General features: G+C 68.0%; 13 protein-coding genes. 2 read left to right on the plus strand and 11 right to left on the minus strand.

Features of this window, described 5'->3' with window-relative positions; all coding sequences use genetic code 11:
- The first annotated feature begins 357 nt into the window (after nucleotides 1–357).
- Nucleotides 358–975 carry a GNAT family N-acetyltransferase gene (locus tag ACWD4J_RS17920; RefSeq protein WP_451396328.1) on the plus strand — a complete coding sequence of 206 codons (618 nt, stop codon included), beginning with the start codon at nucleotides 358–360 and terminating at the stop codon, nucleotides 973–975.
- 87 nt (nucleotides 976–1,062) lie between these two features.
- Here ACWD4J_RS17920 and trxA read toward each other — a convergent pair whose 3' ends face one another.
- The 7 genes from trxA to ACWD4J_RS17955 form a co-directional block, all read right to left on the minus strand.
- The gene (gene trxA / locus ACWD4J_RS17925; protein WP_067281759.1) at nucleotides 1,063–1,395 is read right to left on the minus strand and encodes a thioredoxin; all 333 of its coding nucleotides are present in this window, start codon (nucleotides 1,393–1,395) and stop codon (nucleotides 1,063–1,065) included.
- Between the two features lie 40 nt (nucleotides 1,396–1,435).
- Nucleotides 1,436–2,395, minus strand: coding sequence for a thioredoxin-disulfide reductase (trxB, locus tag ACWD4J_RS17930; RefSeq protein ID WP_451396329.1), 960 nt, complete (start codon nucleotides 2,393–2,395; stop codon nucleotides 1,436–1,438).
- A gap of 195 nt (nucleotides 2,396–2,590) precedes the next feature.
- Nucleotides 2,591–3,502 (minus strand): anti-sigma factor family protein, encoded by a 912-nt coding sequence (locus tag ACWD4J_RS17935; protein ID WP_451396330.1) that lies wholly within the window; start codon nucleotides 3,500–3,502, stop codon nucleotides 2,591–2,593.
- A complete protein-coding gene (sigM, locus tag ACWD4J_RS17940; RefSeq protein WP_451396331.1) occupies nucleotides 3,499–4,230 on the minus strand; it encodes an RNA polymerase sigma factor SigM in 732 nt (243 codons plus the stop codon). The genes ACWD4J_RS17935 and sigM overlap by 4 nt, the downstream gene beginning before the upstream one ends.
- Before the next feature lie 25 nt (nucleotides 4,231–4,255).
- Nucleotides 4,256–5,995 carry a protein kinase family protein gene (locus ACWD4J_RS17945; protein WP_451396332.1) on the minus strand — a complete coding sequence of 580 codons (1,740 nt, stop codon included), beginning with the start codon at nucleotides 5,993–5,995 and terminating at the stop codon, nucleotides 4,256–4,258.
- Nucleotides 5,996–6,114: 119 nt separating this feature from the next.
- Nucleotides 6,115–8,355, minus strand: a complete 2,241-nt coding sequence (gene murJ, locus ACWD4J_RS17950) for a murein biosynthesis integral membrane protein MurJ (protein WP_451396333.1) — start codon at nucleotides 8,353–8,355, stop codon at nucleotides 6,115–6,117.
- A 47-nt stretch (nucleotides 8,356–8,402) separates the two neighbouring features.
- Nucleotides 8,403–10,745 carry a DUF6049 family protein gene (locus tag ACWD4J_RS17955; protein ID WP_451396376.1) on the minus strand — a complete coding sequence of 781 codons (2,343 nt, stop codon included), beginning with the start codon at nucleotides 10,743–10,745 and terminating at the stop codon, nucleotides 8,403–8,405.
- A gap of 222 nt (nucleotides 10,746–10,967) precedes the next feature.
- Here ACWD4J_RS17955 and ACWD4J_RS17960 point away from each other — a divergent pair, with 222 nt between their 5' ends.
- On the plus strand, nucleotides 10,968–12,440 hold the full coding sequence (locus tag ACWD4J_RS17960) for a CCA tRNA nucleotidyltransferase (RefSeq protein WP_451396334.1): 1,473 nt from the start codon (nucleotides 10,968–10,970) through the stop codon (nucleotides 12,438–12,440).
- Nucleotides 12,441–12,579: 139 nt separating this feature from the next.
- Here the strand turns inward: ACWD4J_RS17960 and ACWD4J_RS17965 are convergent, their stop codons facing one another.
- The 4 genes from ACWD4J_RS17965 to ACWD4J_RS17980 all read right to left on the minus strand — a co-directional run bounded on the left by ACWD4J_RS17965 (nucleotide 12,580) and on the right by ACWD4J_RS17980 (nucleotide 16,474).
- Nucleotides 12,580–13,089, minus strand: a complete 510-nt coding sequence (locus tag ACWD4J_RS17965) for an LppU/SCO3897 family protein (protein ID WP_451396335.1) — start codon at nucleotides 13,087–13,089, stop codon at nucleotides 12,580–12,582.
- A 139-nt stretch (nucleotides 13,090–13,228) separates the two neighbouring features.
- Nucleotides 13,229–14,521: an MFS transporter gene (locus ACWD4J_RS17970; protein ID WP_451396336.1), complete on the minus strand. Its 1,293-nt coding sequence runs from the start codon at nucleotides 14,519–14,521 to the stop codon at nucleotides 13,229–13,231.
- A gap of 116 nt (nucleotides 14,522–14,637) precedes the next feature.
- Nucleotides 14,638–15,720, minus strand: a complete 1,083-nt coding sequence (locus ACWD4J_RS17975; protein ID WP_451396337.1) for an inositol-3-phosphate synthase — start codon at nucleotides 15,718–15,720, stop codon at nucleotides 14,638–14,640.
- A gap of 58 nt (nucleotides 15,721–15,778) precedes the next feature.
- Nucleotides 15,779–16,474: a helix-turn-helix transcriptional regulator gene (locus ACWD4J_RS17980; RefSeq protein WP_451396338.1), complete on the minus strand. Its 696-nt coding sequence runs from the start codon at nucleotides 16,472–16,474 to the stop codon at nucleotides 15,779–15,781.
- Nucleotides 16,475–16,698: the final 224 nt, after the last annotated feature.

Genomic DNA, 16,698 nt, shown 5'->3' on the forward strand with positions numbered 1-16,698 from the left:
CGAAGGCACAGCCTCTCCACGAAGGCTGCGTGCTGTCGAGCGGCGTAGACGATCTGATCTGCCCAGCAGAAAGAGCGGGCCATGTCCGGTCTGTACCGGAACACGGCCTGCTCTTTGCTTTCAGTCGGTATCGATGCAATCGCTGTGTGGATACGATGCGAAACGGGTTTGGCGCATCCATCTGGCGGCACCTTATGGGGAGGCGGGGGCCATGCGATCGGTGAGCCGCACCGGGCTGGTGACGACAGGCCTTGGGCTGGGGGCGGTCGGCGGGTTCGTCGGCAGTCTGCTCAGGGAACGGAGCGCTCTGACAGCCGCCCGTGATGCGGCGGGCGAAGGAAGTGAGGAACTGCCTTCATGGGGCGTCGGCTCGTACCGCTCACGCTGGACAATCTTCCGGATCTCCCCAAGCGTTGTCGCTCGTGTGTCTTCTGGGAGCTGGATCCGGTCAGCGGGCAAGCCGCGCTGAAGGCGGGGACGCAGGAGCTGGAGAAGGAAGCCTGGATCTCCGCCGTGCTGCTGGAGTGGGGCTCCTGCGGACGAGTCGCTTACGTTGACGACGTTCCTGTGGGCTTCGCCCTGTACGCGCCCCCGGCCTATGTCCCTCGGTCCATGGCGTTTCCCACGAGCCCTGTCTCACCGGACGCCGTCCAGTTGATGACCGCGTTCATCATCCCCGGTTACCAGGACCAGGGGCTCGGCCGCGTCATGGTGCAGACAGTGGCCAAGGATCTGCTGCGCCGCGGATTCAAGGCGATCGAGGCATTCGGGCACGCACAGTGGAAGGAGCCCGCCTGTGTGCTGCCGGCGGATCATCTGCTCGCGGTGGGCTTCAAGACGGTCCGGCCGCATCCCACATATCCGCGACTGAGGCTTGAGCTGCGTACGACACTGTCGTGGAAGGAAGACGTCGAGATGGCCCTGGACCGGCTGCTCGGAGCCGTCCAGAAGGAGCCGGCACTGCGTCCCCTGTAAAGGAGACCCGACACGGCCCGAGACATACGAATGGGCCAGCCCCACAGGGCTGGCCCATCCGTGTTTCACGTGAAACAGCGCCGCCGTTTACTCGGCGATGAAGTCCTCGAGGTCGCGCACGATCGCGGCCTTCGGCTTCGCACCGACGATGGTCTTCGCTACCTCGCCACCCTGGTAGACGTTCAGGGTCGGGATGGACATCACGCCGTACTTCGCGGCGGTGTTCGGGTTCTCGTCGATGTTGAGCTTCACGACCTCGATCTTGTCGCCGTACTCGGCCGCGATCGCCTCGAGGGACGGCGCGATCTGGCGGCACGGACCGCACCAGGCGGCCCAGAAGTCCACCAGAACGGGCTTGTCGCTCTTGAGCACGTCCTGCTCGAAGGAATCGTCGGTCACATTCTTCAGAGTGCCGGCCACGGCGGGCTCCTTAATCGTTGTGCGGTGGGGCGGGTGGTGGTCAGACAGTGGCGGCAGCGGTCTCGCTGTCCGAGAGGGCCGCGAGGTAGCGCTCGGCGTCGAGAGCCGCGGAGCACCCGGTGCCGGAGGCGGTGATCGCCTGTCGGTAGGTGTGGTCGACGACGTCGCCGGCGGCGAAGACGCCGGTGATGTTCGTCCGAGTCGAGGGTGCGTCGACCTTCAGGTAGCCCTCGTCATCGAGGTCGAGCTGACCCTTGAAGAGCTCGGTGCGCGGGTCGTGACCGATCGCGATGAACAGACCCGTCACGGGCAGCTCGGAGGTCTCGCCGTTCTTGATGTTGCGCAGCGTCAGGCTCGAGAGCTTCTGGTCGCCGTGGATCTCTGCCACCTCGCTGTCCCAAACGAACTTGATCTTCGGGTCGGCGAAGGCGCGCTCCTGCATCGCCTTCGAGGCCCGGAGGCTGTCGCGGCGGTGGACGATCGTCACCGACTTGGCGAAGCGAGAGAGGAAGGTGGCCTCCTCCATCGCGGTGTCGCCGCCGCCGATCACGGCGATGTCCTGGTCCTTGAAGAAGAAGCCGTCACAGGTCGCGCACCAGGAGACGCCACGTCCCGAGAGAGCGTCCTCGTTCGGGAGGCCCAGCTTGCGGTGCTGGGAGCCGGTCGTGACGATGACGGCCTTGGCCTGGTGCACGGTGCCTGACGTGTCCGTGACGGTCTTGATGTCACCGCTGAGGTCCACGGAGACGACATCATCGGGAACCAGCTCGGCACCGAAGCGCTCGGCCTGAGCGCGCATGTTGTCCATGAGCTCGGGGCCCATGATGCCGTCCTGGAAGCCGGGGAAGTTCTCCACCTCGGTGGTGTTCATCAGCGCGCCACCCGCGGTGACGGCACCCTCGAACACCAGCGGCTTCAGCGACGCGCGCGCGGTGTAGAGCGCCGCCGTGTAGCCGGCGGGCCCGGAGCCGATGATGATCACGTTACGGACGTCGCTCACGGCTTGATTCCTCGTCTCTGGGGACTGCTTCACTACTGCCGGTACTGCCGGTGGAGCCCGTTTCCGGGCTCTCACCCCACCCAACGGATCCTAAGGGGCGTGCATTCCCTCCGTGTCCGAGCACACGGCGGCGTACACGGTGGGGCACAGGGAGGTGTGCCGTGGCGTGATGGTTCCGGTGTTCCGTGGAGGCTGTCAGGGGTGGGCGTACGAGCGAGTGAGCAGGACCTTGCCTTTGGAGCCCGGCGACCCAGCCTTGCAGGAAGCATCGACCACGTACGCGGAGACCTTCATGGGATCGGATTCATGCGGGAGCACGACGAGGTAGGAGTTCTTGCCCTCGTAGGTGCCCTCCTCGACGCCGAGGGCGTCGTCGCTGCGACCGATACCTGCCCGGATGCAGGGGGGCACCCGGAGCGAGGGCTTCAGCATGGGCGCGTTCGGCTTCGTGTCCTCTGGATCGGTCTGAGCGTGGAAAGAGGGCTCGGAGCTGCCAGAACGGGATTCCGGGGACGAGCCCTTGCCGATGAGATCCTCCACCTGCTCCTCCAGCGTCCCTGCAGAGAAGGTCAGCTCGCTGGCGGCGCGTTCCTTTGTCGCCTGCAGGGGTTCGTCCGACGGAGTGCCGTCGAGTGACTGCACCAGCAGGGTGCCCAGTCCTATTGCGGCTGCCGTGAAGACGGCACCGAGCACCAGAGCCCTGCGACGGCGAGGGCGCACCTGGCTCTGACGCCCAGGGCCGGTGACCCCGCGGGGGCGTCCTGCCGGCCGGTCGGCCGGGCTGTCATGCTCGGCCGCGCGCGATGTTTCACGTGAAACATGGACGACGGTCTCTGCCGTCGCGGGCGTCGTGGCGTCGAGCAGTGCTTCCGCGGCCAGCGCGGCGTCGATACGTCCGGCGATATCGTCGGGCATCCGCGGCGGGCCCGGCAGGGTGCCGAGCAGGCCCCGGATCTCCTCGAGGGAGTCGTACGCATCGGCGCAGAGCGCACAGCCTTCCAGGTGCCGGCGCACATCGCCAGTGCGGGCGGGAGAGAGGAGACCCTCGGCCAGGTCGGAGATCTCGGTGACGTCCGGATGCCCGGCCGTGCCGGTCGTGGAACTCACGCGTGCCCACCTCCGCCCTTCACTGCGTCTGGGTCTTTCGGCTCTGCTGCTGGTGGGACGGATGACTCCTGCGTCCGGTTCCTTTCCGCACCAGGCTTCTTGCTCTGCTCCCGGCTCCCACCGCTGCTCCCGCTCTCACCGCTGCTCCCGGTTCCTGCCCGCAGATGTGTGAGCAGTGGGAGCAGTCTGGCTCTGCCGCGCGCACAGCGGCTCTTCACCGTTCCGGAGGGGACATCGAGAATGCGGGCGGCCTCGGCGACCGGATAGCCCTGCATGTCCACCAGGACCAGAGCTGCCCGCTGATCCGCGGGCAGGGTGTGCAGAGCCTCGAACAGCTGGCGATGGAGGTCGTTGCGCTCCGCGGGCGCGTCCGCTGACTCGTGCGGCTCGAGGAGCAGCTCCAGCCGTTCGGTCTCGTTGACGGGGGACGTCTTGCGGGAGGCGGCCTTGCGTGCCCGGTCCAGGCAGGCATTCACCGTGATCCGGTGCAGCCACGTCGTGACGGCGGACTGCCCGCGGAAGGTGTGAGCGGACCGATAGGCGGAGACCAGAGCGTCCTGGACCGCGTCAGCGGCCTCCTCGCGGTCCCCGAGCGTGCGCAGCGCCACCGCCCACAGGCGATCACGGTGGCGCCGCACGAGCTCGCCGAACGCGTCCTTGTCCCCCGCGACGTGGCGGGCCAGGAGGTCCTGGTCACTTACTGCGCCGTATCCGGCGTCGTCCACCACTGGGCCCCCTCCCCCTGGTGAGTGCTCAGCCTGTGAACTTCACGTCCGTGACGGCCTGCTTGTATCCCGCGCTGCTGTACTGGTCGACGGGAGCCTTCGGTAGCGCGGTGAACCAGACCAGCACGTAACGGCTCTTCACCGGCTTGTCGGCCGTCACCTTCGCGGTGGTGCCGCTCGTCGTCACGGTCCCGATCTTCTTCATCGAGCTGAGTGACGTCGACGAACTCATCGAGTCGGTCGCGTACAGAGTGACCGTCGTGTGGTCACCGGCGTACCGGAGCCCTATCGAAGCCGCCGACACCGCTTGCTCCGAGCCGAGGTCGTAGACGATACCGACGCCAGGCTTGTAGGCCGGGTTCATCTCCGGACCGTCTATGAAGCTCTTGGTCCGCCAGTACGTCGAGCTGTCGCCGTCATAGGTCTTGTCGACATCCTCGGGATTCTGCGCATCGCCCTTGGCGACGTATTCCTGCGCCCCCTCAATGGTGAAGGGCTTGGAGGCCTGCTTCTGCGTGCCCTTGTCACCACCGCTGTCGCCGTCGCCGGACGTCTGGGACGGCGGGGTCTCCTTGGACTTGCCCTGGTCCATCAAGGCGTCCGCGAGCTGCCAGCTGCCGAGTCCGAGTGCGGCGATGAGCAAGGCGGACACGGCCCACTTGAGGGCCTTGCCGGTACGGCTCTGCAGCGGGGGCGGTGGTGCCGGCACCGGCTGGGTGGCACCGGGGACGGCCTGAGAGCGGGCGTATGTGCCCTGCTGGTACGTCGTGCGCTGGTACTCGGGTGGCGTGGTGAACGCCGGCTCCGGCGGGCGGATGCGGGGCATCTCGCCGACCGCCTTCACCAGCTCCTCCGATGTGGTGCACGGAGGCTCCTGGCGCGAAGCCGTCGCGCCGTCGTTGACCAGGGCACGCATCGCAAGCTCGGACAGCCCTCGGTGCACGCCCGCCCGCACCTGGTCGGGGGCGATCAGTCCGACGTCCTTGGGCAGCCCGGAGAGACCGAACGCGTCGTTCTCGTACGGCCAGCGCTGCGTCAGGGCCGCGTACAGCAGCGCGCCGATGGCCTCGGTGTCGGTGCGCTGGGGCGTGTCGGAGCTGATGCCCCGCAGGGCGGCGTTCACGGCGAGGCCGCGGATCCGCCACTGTCCGGACGAGGTGCGCAGCACGGCGCTCGGCGTCAGACGCAGATGGGCCAGGCCCTCGCGATGCGCCGCGGCCATGGCCTGGGACACCTGGTTGACGAGCTGGTACGCGTCGTGCACCTCAAGAGGGCCGGCGGCCAGGAGCGTCGTCAGCTCCGTGGCGTCCGGCAGCCACTCGTGCACGACATAGACGAGGTCGTTCTCCTCGACCGCGTCCAGGACCTGGACGAAGCGCGGATCGCCCAGCAGCGCGGACGAACGGGCCGCGGCCAGCACCGAGCGGGCCCGCGGATGATCGGCAGGCAGCAGATGCACGCCGACGGCGCGGCGCAGTTTCTCGTCCACCGCACGCCAGCTGCTGAACCCGTCCAAACGGGTGACGCACTCCTCGAGCCTGTAGCGTCTGGCGAGCTTGTGGCCGCTGTGCAGTTCCGGTGGCGAGGCCTGGACCGGGGCAGCCTGCGGGGTGATGTCCCCGCGCGCCTCGTCCGTCTCATCGCCCGCTGTGTTGAGCTCCCCAGTCTCGGCCACCCCGTCGGCCGTGGCCTCGTCCGCCTTGGCGGCCAGCGGCTCATCACCGCTGTTGTCTGCCACGTCGACGGCAGCCGTGCTCCGTTCCGCCACCGTCGTTCCTGCCTCCCCATCCATTGCGCTCTGTTCAGACGCCAAAGCCAATTGTGCCCACAGTCCGCCGCTATGCACGACACACGGTGGTCGGCGATGGTTGTGCGCGTACCCGGGGTTCAGCGACCCAGGCGTCCGCGCACCATACCGACCATCGAGTTGAGCTCCGCGATCCGCATCCGCTGTGCGGCGATGTAGAAGACTCCGAGGAGCACGATGCCGCCGCCGAGGAGGGCGGCCAGCGAGCCGGCGACACCCTGTCCCAGCCCCTGGGTGATTCCGTAGCACGCCGCGCCCGCCAGCAGCGCAGCGGGCAGCGAAGCGATGCCGAGACGGGCATACGAACGGATGACGTTGGAGCCGTCCAGGTCGCCGCCCAGGCGCTTGCGCAGCCGCTGCCAGGCGACGCCCACACCGATCGCGTACGCGAGGCCGTACGAGGCGGCCATGCCGACCACGGCCCAGCGGGCCGGGAGCACGACGTAGCAGACCCACGAGGCCGCGGCGTTGACGGCGGCCACGATGAGCGTGTTGTAGAAGGGGGTCCTGGTGTCCTCGTACGCGTAGAAGGCGCGCAGTACGACGTACTGAACGGAGAACGGGATCAGGCCGAGACCGAAGGCCATCAGCATGTAGCCCATGTTGGTGGCCGCTCCCTCCCCCGAGGTGCCGAACATCAGCGTGCACATCGGGATGCCGAGGGCCACGAAGCCGAAGGCGATCGGGACGATCGCGACGGCCGTGGTGCGCAGGCCTTGGGAGATGTCGTCGCGGACCGCCCCGGTGTCTCCGTCGTGGGCCGAGCGCGAGAGCCGCGGCAGCAGCGCGGCCATCAGCGAGACGGTGATGATCGCCTGCGGCAGGCCCCAGATCAGCTGCGCGTTGGCGTACGCGGCGAAGCCCGTGCCCTTGACCGGGGAGTCGATACCCGCCGCCGTGGACAGCTGAGTGACGACCATCGCGCCCGCCTGGTTGGCGAAGACGAAGAGCACCGTCCACTTGGCGAGGGTCGCGGCTTTTCCGAGGCCGTGGCCCTTCCAGTCGAAGCGCAGCCGCAGCCGGAAACCGGTCTCGCGCAGGTACGGGATCATCGCGAGGGCCTGGACGACGAGGCCGAGGAGGACACCGACGCCGAGCAGCCGCTGGCCTTCCGGCGGGATGGTCTCGACCGTCATGTGAGAGTTACCCGCGGTGCCGTAGACCCAGAGGAACGTGCCCAGCGTCACGATGATGACGATGTTGTTCAGGACCGGGGTCCACATCATCGCGCCGAACCTGCCGCGGGCGTTCAGGATCTGCCCCATCACCACGTGGACGCCCATGAAGAAGATCGAGGGCAGGAAGTAGCGGGTGAAGGTGACGGCGACCTCGTTTGCCGCGGGGTTGTTGGCGACACCCACCGACAACATGCGGACCAGAAGCGGCGCGGCGAACATCGCGAGCGCGGTGAGGGCGCCGAGGACCACCATGACGAGGGTCAGCAGGCGGTTGGCGTAGGCCTCGCCGCCGTCCTCGTCCTCCTTCATGGCACGCACGAGCTGGGGCACGAAGACGGAGTTGAGGCCGCCGCCGACGGTCAGGATGTAGATCATCGTCGGCAGCTGGTAGGCCACCTGGAACGAGTCGCCGAGGACGCCGAGGCCGAGGGCAGACACGATCAGTGCGGAGCGGACGAAGCCGGTGAGCCGGGACACCATCGTGCCCGCCGCCATCACGGCGCTCGACTTCAGCAGGCCGGCCGCCCGGCCGGTCTTCTTCGGTGCGGAGACAGGAGAAGGAGCAGGAGCCGGGGCGGGCGCGGGCACCGTGGGCGTGGTGGGCGTGGCCGAAGGCCCGGCGGACGGTGTCGGGACGGCGGAGAAGCCGCCAGGGTGCCCGCCAGGGCCGCTCTGGTCCCGGAAGAGATGCGCGAAGGCGTCCGGCTCGTGATGCTCCTCTGCGGCCCCGGTGACAAGGTCGTCGACGCCCACGAACTGGGTCGTGAGGGCATCGTCGCCGTACGGCAGCTGCTGGCTCGGACCCTCGGGCTCGGGCGGCGGTGTCTGCGCCCAGATGCGCGGGTCGGGGGCGGGGGCGTACTGCGGGGCGGGCGGCTGTGCGTAGAGCGGCTGCGTCTCCTGGTACGTGCCGGGAGGCGGCGGAGGGTGCGCGGAGCGGTCGTAGAGCGCCTCCGTCACCGGGTCCTGGGCGGTGAGGTCCTGATCGCGGTACGGATCCTGGGCGTAGGTGTCCTGGAGGTACATGTCGGCGGCTGGCACCGGCGGCACCTGGCCCTCCTCGGGAGGACCGGCGGGCATGCCCTCGGACGATGCGTAACCGCCCGCGCCCTGGCCACGGTCACCGTCGTACGGCGCGTTCATGGTCTACCCCACCTCATCGTCCCCGGGCCCACCGGCCACGACATCGCTCAACGGTCCACTTTCTCACCCGTGCCGGACGGGTCGGTGCTTTCGGATGCGGTGTCCGGTGTCGGGTCACTCGGCTGCCCGGGATCCTCGGACCCGCTCTCCGCGCCGGACTCCTGCTCAGAGCCGCCCTCCGGAGTCTCTGCCTTCCGGGCGGCCGCGCGCTTGCGCTGCGTGTACATCCGGAAGCCGGCGAGCACGAGCAGCAGCAGCCCGCCTGCGATGACCAGCATCACGGAGGGCGGGACCTCGGTGACCTCCAGGTCGAAGCGCACCTCCTCGCCGTACGGCCGGCCGTCCTCCGTGTACAGCTGGGCGATCACCGGGACGGGGCCGTTGGCGTTGGTCGTTGTGGTGAACTTCACCGACTGGCTGTGCCCGCCCGCGACCTTGATCGGCTGCTCGTCATAGGCGCCGTCACCGATCGTGAGGCGCTTGGGCTTCGTCGAGGTGAGGCGCAGCACCAGACGGTCGACGCCCTGCACGAGGTTGTTCTGCACCGTCACCGGGATCGTCGCACTGCGGCCCGAGAGCTTCGCCGGGGACTTGTCGATCAGCCTCACCCGCTGGGTGAGGCTTTCGAGATACGACTGCACGCCGTCACGGAACTGCTCAGCCTCGTCCGCACGGCCTCTCCAGGACGTCGACATCTGCCGGTCGATGGCACGGCCGAAGGGCGTGACCACGCGGGACGAGTCGGTGAGGATCACCGTGAAGCTGTCGAGCGCGCTCTGTGTCTTCTGGATGGCCTCGAAGGCGGACTGCGGCAGCTCGTGCTTGCGCAGCGAAGACGGGTACTGCTTGGTGGAGGGCACCCGGGTCGTGGCGTTCGGGTCGGGCTTCGTCTTCGCGGCAGCGGAGAGGTCCTGGGCCTCGGACCAGCGACCCTCACCGAGGGCGGTCAGTGCTGTGGCCATGGTCTGCGCCTGGCTCGCGGACGGCATGCGCTGCGGGGCGACGACGATGCTGCGCTGCTTCTGCGGGTCCTGCAGCGTGATCATCAGGCTCTGTGCGAGGAAGTCCTGCACGGCGAGCGTGGACTTCTCCGCGTTCGTCATGTCGCCCTCGAAGGCGGTGGACAACCGGGCGTCGGCGACCACGGCCGTGGTGCCGCCGCCGATCGGCCGCGCCGCGTTGGGCGTGTACGTCAGACCGCCGGTCTCCTGCAGGCTGTCGCTGCGGGCGATCACCATGTCGGCGCCCGCCGAGGTCGCCACCTCGACGATGGACGGGTCGACCGCTCCGTCCACGGGCCAGGCGAAGTCCGTGCTGGGTTCCACGTGGAGAACCGTCTCCACGGTGCTGGTGGCCACGTCGGTGGCGTCCTTGAGGTGGCTGAGGGAGCCCGACACGTTCTTGCCGTTGTGTGCGAGCGAGGCCAGATCGGGGTCGGCGAAGGGCAGCGCGACGACCTTCTTGTCCGCCACCGCCTTCTCGAGATCGTCGAGCCACTGCTTGGCGACCGCCTGGTTCTTGCCGGCGGTGGTGCCGGTGCCGTCGTCCGCCCGGATCCGGTAGCTCCTGGTCATGGCGTCGACGGAGGCCAGCAGATCCGGGTCGATCACCCAGGTGACGTCCAGGTCGGCGCCGAGAGCGACCATCCGCTCCAGCCGACCGCCCGGGGAGATCTCCTCGGTCAGGCTGTCGTCCTGGAAGACCGGCGTCTGCTGCTCGTCCGAGCCGGTCTCCGCGGTGACGTGCGTGGACGAGATGAGCGGCCACAGATACGTCGTCTTGGTCTTGGTGTCCGTCTCGCCGGGCTGCCACGGCAGGAAGGTCCGCTGCACCCCGAGCACCTGCGGCCAGGGCTGAGCCGCGGTCTGTCCCGTCAGCGCGACGGCGAGCTGATAGACACCGTCGGCCCCGAGGTTCAGGTCCTTGACGGGGACCGAGATGCTGAAGTCCTGCGGGACGCCGGGCGCCAGCTTGGCGAAGTCCTTGGTGTACTTGCCGTCGATCGGGTTGCCGTCCGCTCCCGGGATGTAGCCGGTGCGCTGTTCGACGTTGTCGATCGCGCTACGGCTGTTCAGGAGAGGCCCCACCCGGAGGGCGACCTCGGCGCCGGTCACTGTCTGCTTACTGCTGTTGGTGACCGTGCCGGAGACGGTGACTGTGTCGTCTTCGCCCGGGGCCGTAGGAGTGAGGGAGTTCACGGAGACGTCGACGGTGCGCGAACCGGTGGCCTCGGCGACGGAGGTCTTCGTGGCGGCGTGAGAGGCAGACGTCTGAGGCAGCTGGACGAGACCTGCCAGCAGCGGCACCGCGACGAGCATGGCCCCTGCGCGCCGCAGCCAGCGGCGGGCAGGTGAGGGACTTGTCCCCGGGAAGTCTGCCGCCTCGGCCACGCGCTCGTCCGTCCTCGTCATGTCAGTGGTCGTCGGAATGTGCGTCCCCGCATGGTAACGATGTGCGCTCCCGTGAAGTGCCGTGGAGCGCCTCACAAGATCGGAGACCGGGACGGGGCAGACTACCGGTGCTCACCGAGAGCCGCAGGCCGGGTACCCCCCGTCAGCGAGGACGAAAAGGAGTGCGCCCGCGGCCGTCCGGGCCACGTACCCTTTTCTGTTGTGCCGAACGCCAACGAAGACAACTCCAGCGCACTGAGTCAGGTGCAGCACCGCGCGGTCAGCGAACTGTTGCGAGTGTCACCTGTCGCAGACGATCTCGCCCGTCGATTCCAGGAGGCCGGGTTCACTCTCGCCCTGGTCGGAGGATCGGTCAGGGACGCACTGCTGGGCCGGCTCGGCAATGACCTGGACTTCACGACGGACGCCCGTCCCGAGGAAGTACTGAAGATCGTTCGCCCGTGGGCGGACGCCGTATGGGAGGTCGGGATCGCCTTCGGCACGGTGGGCTGCCAGAAGAGCGCCCGCGTCGGAGACACCGATCAGAACTTCCAGATCGAGGTGACGACCTACCGCTCGGAGTCCTACGACCGGACCTCGCGCAAACCCGAGGTCTCCTACGGCGACTCCATCGAGGACGATCTCGTCCGGCGGGACTTCACCGTCAACGCGATGGCCGTGGCGCTGCCGCAGAAGGACTTCATCGACCCGCACGGGGGCCTGCAGGACCTCGCCGAGCGCGTCCTGCGCACCCCGAGCACCCCTGAGGAGTCCTTCTCCGACGACCCCCTGCGGATGATGCGCGCGGCTCGGTTCGCCGCGCAGCTCGACTTCGAGGTCGCACCCGAGGTGGTCGCCGCGATGAATGCGATGGCTGAGCGCATCGAGATCGTCTCGGCCGAGCGGGTCCGGGACGAGCTCAACAAGCTGATCCTCTCCGCGTACCCCCGCAAGGGGCTTGCGCTCCTCGTGGACACGGGTCTGGCTGATCACGTGCTGCCGGAACTTCCCGCGCTGCGGCTGGAGCGTGACGAGCACCACCGGCACAAGGACGTGTACGAACACACGCTGATCGTGCTGGAGCAGGCGATGGCGCTGGAGGAGAGCGGTCCCGACCTGACGCTCAGGCTCGCCTCCCTGCTGCACGACATCGGCAAGCCGAGGACGCGTCGCTTCGAGGGGGACGGCCGGGTCTCCTTCCACCATCACGAGGTGGTGGGCGCCAAGATGACCAAGAAACGTATGAACGCGCTCAAGTACTCCAACGAGCTCGTGAAGGACGTCTCGCGCCTGGTGGAGCTGCATCTGCGCTTCCACGGTTACGGCACCGGGGAGTGGACGGACTCCGCGGTGCGGCGTTACGTACGCGACGCGGGCCCCATGTTGGACCGGCTGCACAAGCTCACCCGTTCCGACTGCACGACGCGCAACAAGCGGAAGGCGAGCGCGCTGTCGCGTGCCTACGACGGCTTGGAGGAGCGCATCGCTCTTCTGCAGGAGCAGGAGGAGCTGGACGCGATCCGGCCGGACCTCGACGGCAACCAGATCATGGAGATCCTCGGCGTCGGACCCGGCCCGGCGGTCGGCCAGGCGTACAAGTTCCTGCTGGAGCTGCGGCTGGAGAACGGGCCGATGGAGTACGACGCGGCGGTGTCGGCGCTCAAGGAGTGGTGGGCCGCGCAGCCGCAGGGCTGAGGCGAAGCGGGCATGGGACCCGGGTCATGTTTCACGTGAAACATGACCCGAGGTTCTGATCCCGGGCATACGCGAGGGGCGGTGTTTCACGTGAAACACCGCCCCTCGCGCGATCACAGATCCATACGCGGTATGGGATCTACTTGTCCTTCAGGCAGAGCAGGAAGCTGCCGCTGTCGCCGGTCTCCGTGTACGCGTACTGGAAGTCTGAGGCCTCTGCCGCGCACTTCTTGTCCGCCGTCAGGCTGGTGAAAGAGCCATCGATCTTGGCGAGGACCTTGTATTCGGCCTTGGCGTCACCGCAGTCGACGACCTCGAGGTCCGGGTTGTTGTCGTCGGTGCTGCCGCGGTGCATGCAGCTACCCACGGCAGCCGTGTTCGCGTCGTCCCGGCTGGCCCACCAGCCGCCGGCGACCACCAGGGCGGCAACGATGAAGCCGGCGATGCGGAAGTACTGCTTGATGTTGCGACGCGGCTGCTGCGGCGCCGGAGCAGGCGCACCGAAGTACGGGCTCGGCTGCGGCGGAACGCCGGGCTGGCCAGGCTGCGGCGCGGCCTGCTGGGCGTAAGGGTTCCCGCCCTGGGGCTGGCCATAGGGCTGCTGACCCTGGGCAAACGGGTTCTGGCCCTGGGGCGGCGGAGTGGTCACTTTGGGGGTCCCCCTTGAACTGGGCGCACACGGGCGCGACATAAGACGCCCATAAGGGCGTTGATAAGACGCCCGTAAGTTACAGGGCCCCACTGACAACTCAGTAGTCCAGAGATGCACTGTGGCATTGATGTGACACTTACTGACGCTCAAAGTGGGCCATAGCAACAGCAATTGCTGCGTAGACGATGGCCACCGTGACCACGAGCGGAACCGACCGTCCGTCAGGAGGCAGCATCAGAGCGGCTACTCCTGCCGCTCCGACGAACGCGACATTGGACAGCATGTCGTACAGGGAGAAGATGCGGCCCCGGAAGCCGTCGTCGATCGAGGACTGCACGAGAGTGTCCGTGGCGATCTTGGCGCCCTGGGTCGTCAGCCCCAGTACGAACGCCGCGACCATCATGGGAGCGGGAGCGAACGGGAGCCCGAGCGCGGGCTCCAGCACCGCAGCGGCACCCGCGCACGCGGTGATCCAGCCGCCCGGACCCAACCGCCCGGCCGCATAAGGCGTCACCACGGCCGCGGCGAAGAACCCGGCTCCCGAAATCAGCACAGCGAGACCCAGCAGCGCCAGGCCGTTTCCCGCCGCACCGGAATCAGCGGCCCCACCAACCCCACCAGCTTCAGACGACCACGCATACCGGCACAGCATCAACACCATCACCGTCAGCGCGCCGTAGCAGAACCGCATCAGCGTCATCGCGGCCAGAGCGCGCGCCGCCACCGGCCGTGAGGCCAGATGCCGGAAGCCCGCCACCAGACCGCGTGCCGTGCCTGCCACCGCCGTCCACAGCCGCGGCTGGACCAACTCCAGGTCGGGTCCGAGAAGTTCGCGTTCCATGCACAGCGAGACAAGCGCGGCGCACAGATAGAGCCCCGCACCGGACAGGACGACTGCCGTGTCGGAGTCCGACACCACCAGACGCACGAGGAAGGCGAAGCCACCGCCCGCGGTCGCGGCGAGCGTCCCTGCCGTGGGCGAGAGGGAGTTGGCCATCACCAGGCGGTCGGCGTCGACGACGCGCGGCAGCGCGGCCGAAAGCCCCGCCAGGACAAAGCGGTTGACGGCGGTGACACACAGAGCGGAGGCGTAGAAGAGCCACTCCGGGACGCTGCTCACCATCAGCACGGCCGTCACAGCGGCCAGGGACGCCCGCAGCAGATTCCCGTAGAGGAAGACCTGGCGACGCTGCCAGCGGTCCAGCAGCACGCCGGCGAAGGGGCCTACGAGCGAGTACGGCAGGAGCAGCACCGCCATGGCAGAGGCGATCGCGGCCGGGGACGTCTCCTTCTCCGGTGAGAAGACGACATATGTGGCGAGCGCGACCTGGTACACCCCGTCGGCTCCCTGCGACAGCAGCCGAACGGCGAGCAGGCGCCGGAAGTTCCTGAAGCGCAGGAGTACGCGCAGGTCACGCACCACAGCCATGGGCACAGCCTCACATACGAGGAGGGTCCCCGGGCCAATTGCCCAGGGACCCTCGACGGTCGTACGACGGACGAGCCCCGGCGCCCGGCGCCGGTCTCGCCTGTGCTTGGTCGTGCTTAGCGCTCGACCTCGCCCTTGATGAACTTCTCGACGTTCTCGCGGGCCTGGTCGTCGAAGTACTGGACCGGCGGGGACTTCATGAAGTACGAGGACGCGGAGAGGATCGGGCCGCCGATGCCGCGGTCCTTGGCGATCTTCGCGGCGCGCAGGGCGTCGATGATGACACCCGCGGAGTTCGGGGAGTCCCACACCTCGAGCTTGTACTCGAGGTTCAGCGGAACGTCACCGAAGGCACGGCCCTCGAGGCGGACGTACGCCCACTTGCGGTCGTCGAGCCAGGCCACGTAGTCCGACGGGCCGATGTGGACGTTCTTCTCGCCGAGGTCCCGGTCGGGGATCTGGGAGGTGACGGCCTGCGTCTTGGAGATCTTCTTCGACTCGAGGCGGTCGCGCTCGAGCATGTTCTTGAAGTCCATGTTGCCGCCGACGTTCAGCTGCATCGTGCGGTCCAGGACGACGCCCCGGTCCTCGAACAGCTTCGCCATGACGCGGTGCGTGATGGTGGCGCCGACCTGCGACTTGATGTCGTCACCGACGATCGGCACACCGGCCTCGGTGAACTTGTCCGCCCACTCCTTGGTGCCGGCGATGAAGACCGGGAGGGCGTTGACGAAGGCGACCTTGGCGTCGATGGCGCACTGCGCGTAGAACTTCGCCGCGTCCTCGGAACCGACCGGCAGGTAGCAGACGAGGACGTCGACCTGCTTGTCCTTGAGGACCTGGACGACGTCGACCGGGGCCTCGGAGGACTCCTCGATGGTCTCGCGGTAGTACTTGCCGAGGCCGTCCAGGGTGTGGCCGCGCTGGACGGTCACGCCGGAGTTCGGCACGTCGCAGATCTTGATGGTGTTGTTCTCGCTGGCGCCGATGGCGTCGGCGAGGTCCAGGCCCACCTTCTTGGCGTCCACGTCGAAGGCGGCGACGAACTCGATGTCCCGCACGTGGTAATCGCCGAACTGGACGTGCATCAGACCCGGGACCTTGCTGTCCGGGTCGGCGTCCTTGTAGTACTCGACGCCCTGTACCAGCGACGCGGCGCAGTTGCCCACGCCGACGACGGCTACGCGAACCGAAGCCATTCCGGTTGCTCCCTGTCTGTTCTCGGTGTTCCGGTCGAGGCCCGCGGAGGTGCCGGCCTCATGTGGCGGTGCCGTCGGACGGATCCGGCCCGGTGGAGTCCCGGTGCCGGGGCAGGCCGTCCGACGCCCCTGATGTGTCGTGTCGAGCCGCGTCCCCCGAGGGGGAGGAGGCGTCGGTGGACCGTCGTTGGTCCCGCCCCGCTCGCTCGCTCTCGATGAGCTCGTTCAGCCAGCGCACTTCGCGCTCCACGGACTCCATCCCGTGGCGCTGGAGCTCAAGCGTGTAGTCGTCCAGGCGCTCCCTGGTGCGGGCCAGTGAGGCGCGCATCCTCTCCAAGCGCTCTTCCAGCCGGCTGCGGCGGCCTTCGAGTACACGCATGCGTACGTCCCGCGACGTCTGCCCGAAGAACGCGAAGCGGGCGGCGAAGTGCTCGTCCTCGTACGCGTCGGGGCCCGTCTGCGAGAGCAGGTCCTCGAAGTGGTCCTTACCTTTCGCCGTCAACCGGTAGACGATCTTGGCGCGGCGCCCTGTCAGGGGAGCAGCGAGGACGTCCTCGGGGGTGCTGCCCGACTCCTCGATCAACCATCCGTTGGCAACCAGGGTCTTGAGGCAGGGATAGAGCGTCCCGTAGCTGAAGGCGCGGAACACCCCCAGCGACGTGTTGAGCCGTTTGCGCAGCTCATAGCCGTGCATGGGTGACTCGCGAAGCAGGCCGAGCACGGCGAACTCGAGGATGCCGGAACGTCGGCTCATCGTCGCCTCCTCACTGCGTCGGTCCACTGGTACGGGTCTTTATGCCGTGCTGATGTATCGACTCGATACATCACGACGATAGAACGGCCTTCCGGCCGCGACAAGGGGGGTCGTGGTGAGCGGCGTCACATCACCGATTCGCAGGAAGCAAGTTGCCTGATTTGGGATGAAGTTCGGTCTAGGTGTGTTTTGGCGGTGCGTAGTCTGTGCGCCATGCAGTCCAC

The organism is Streptomyces sp. NPDC002577 (genome assembly GCF_053594815.1).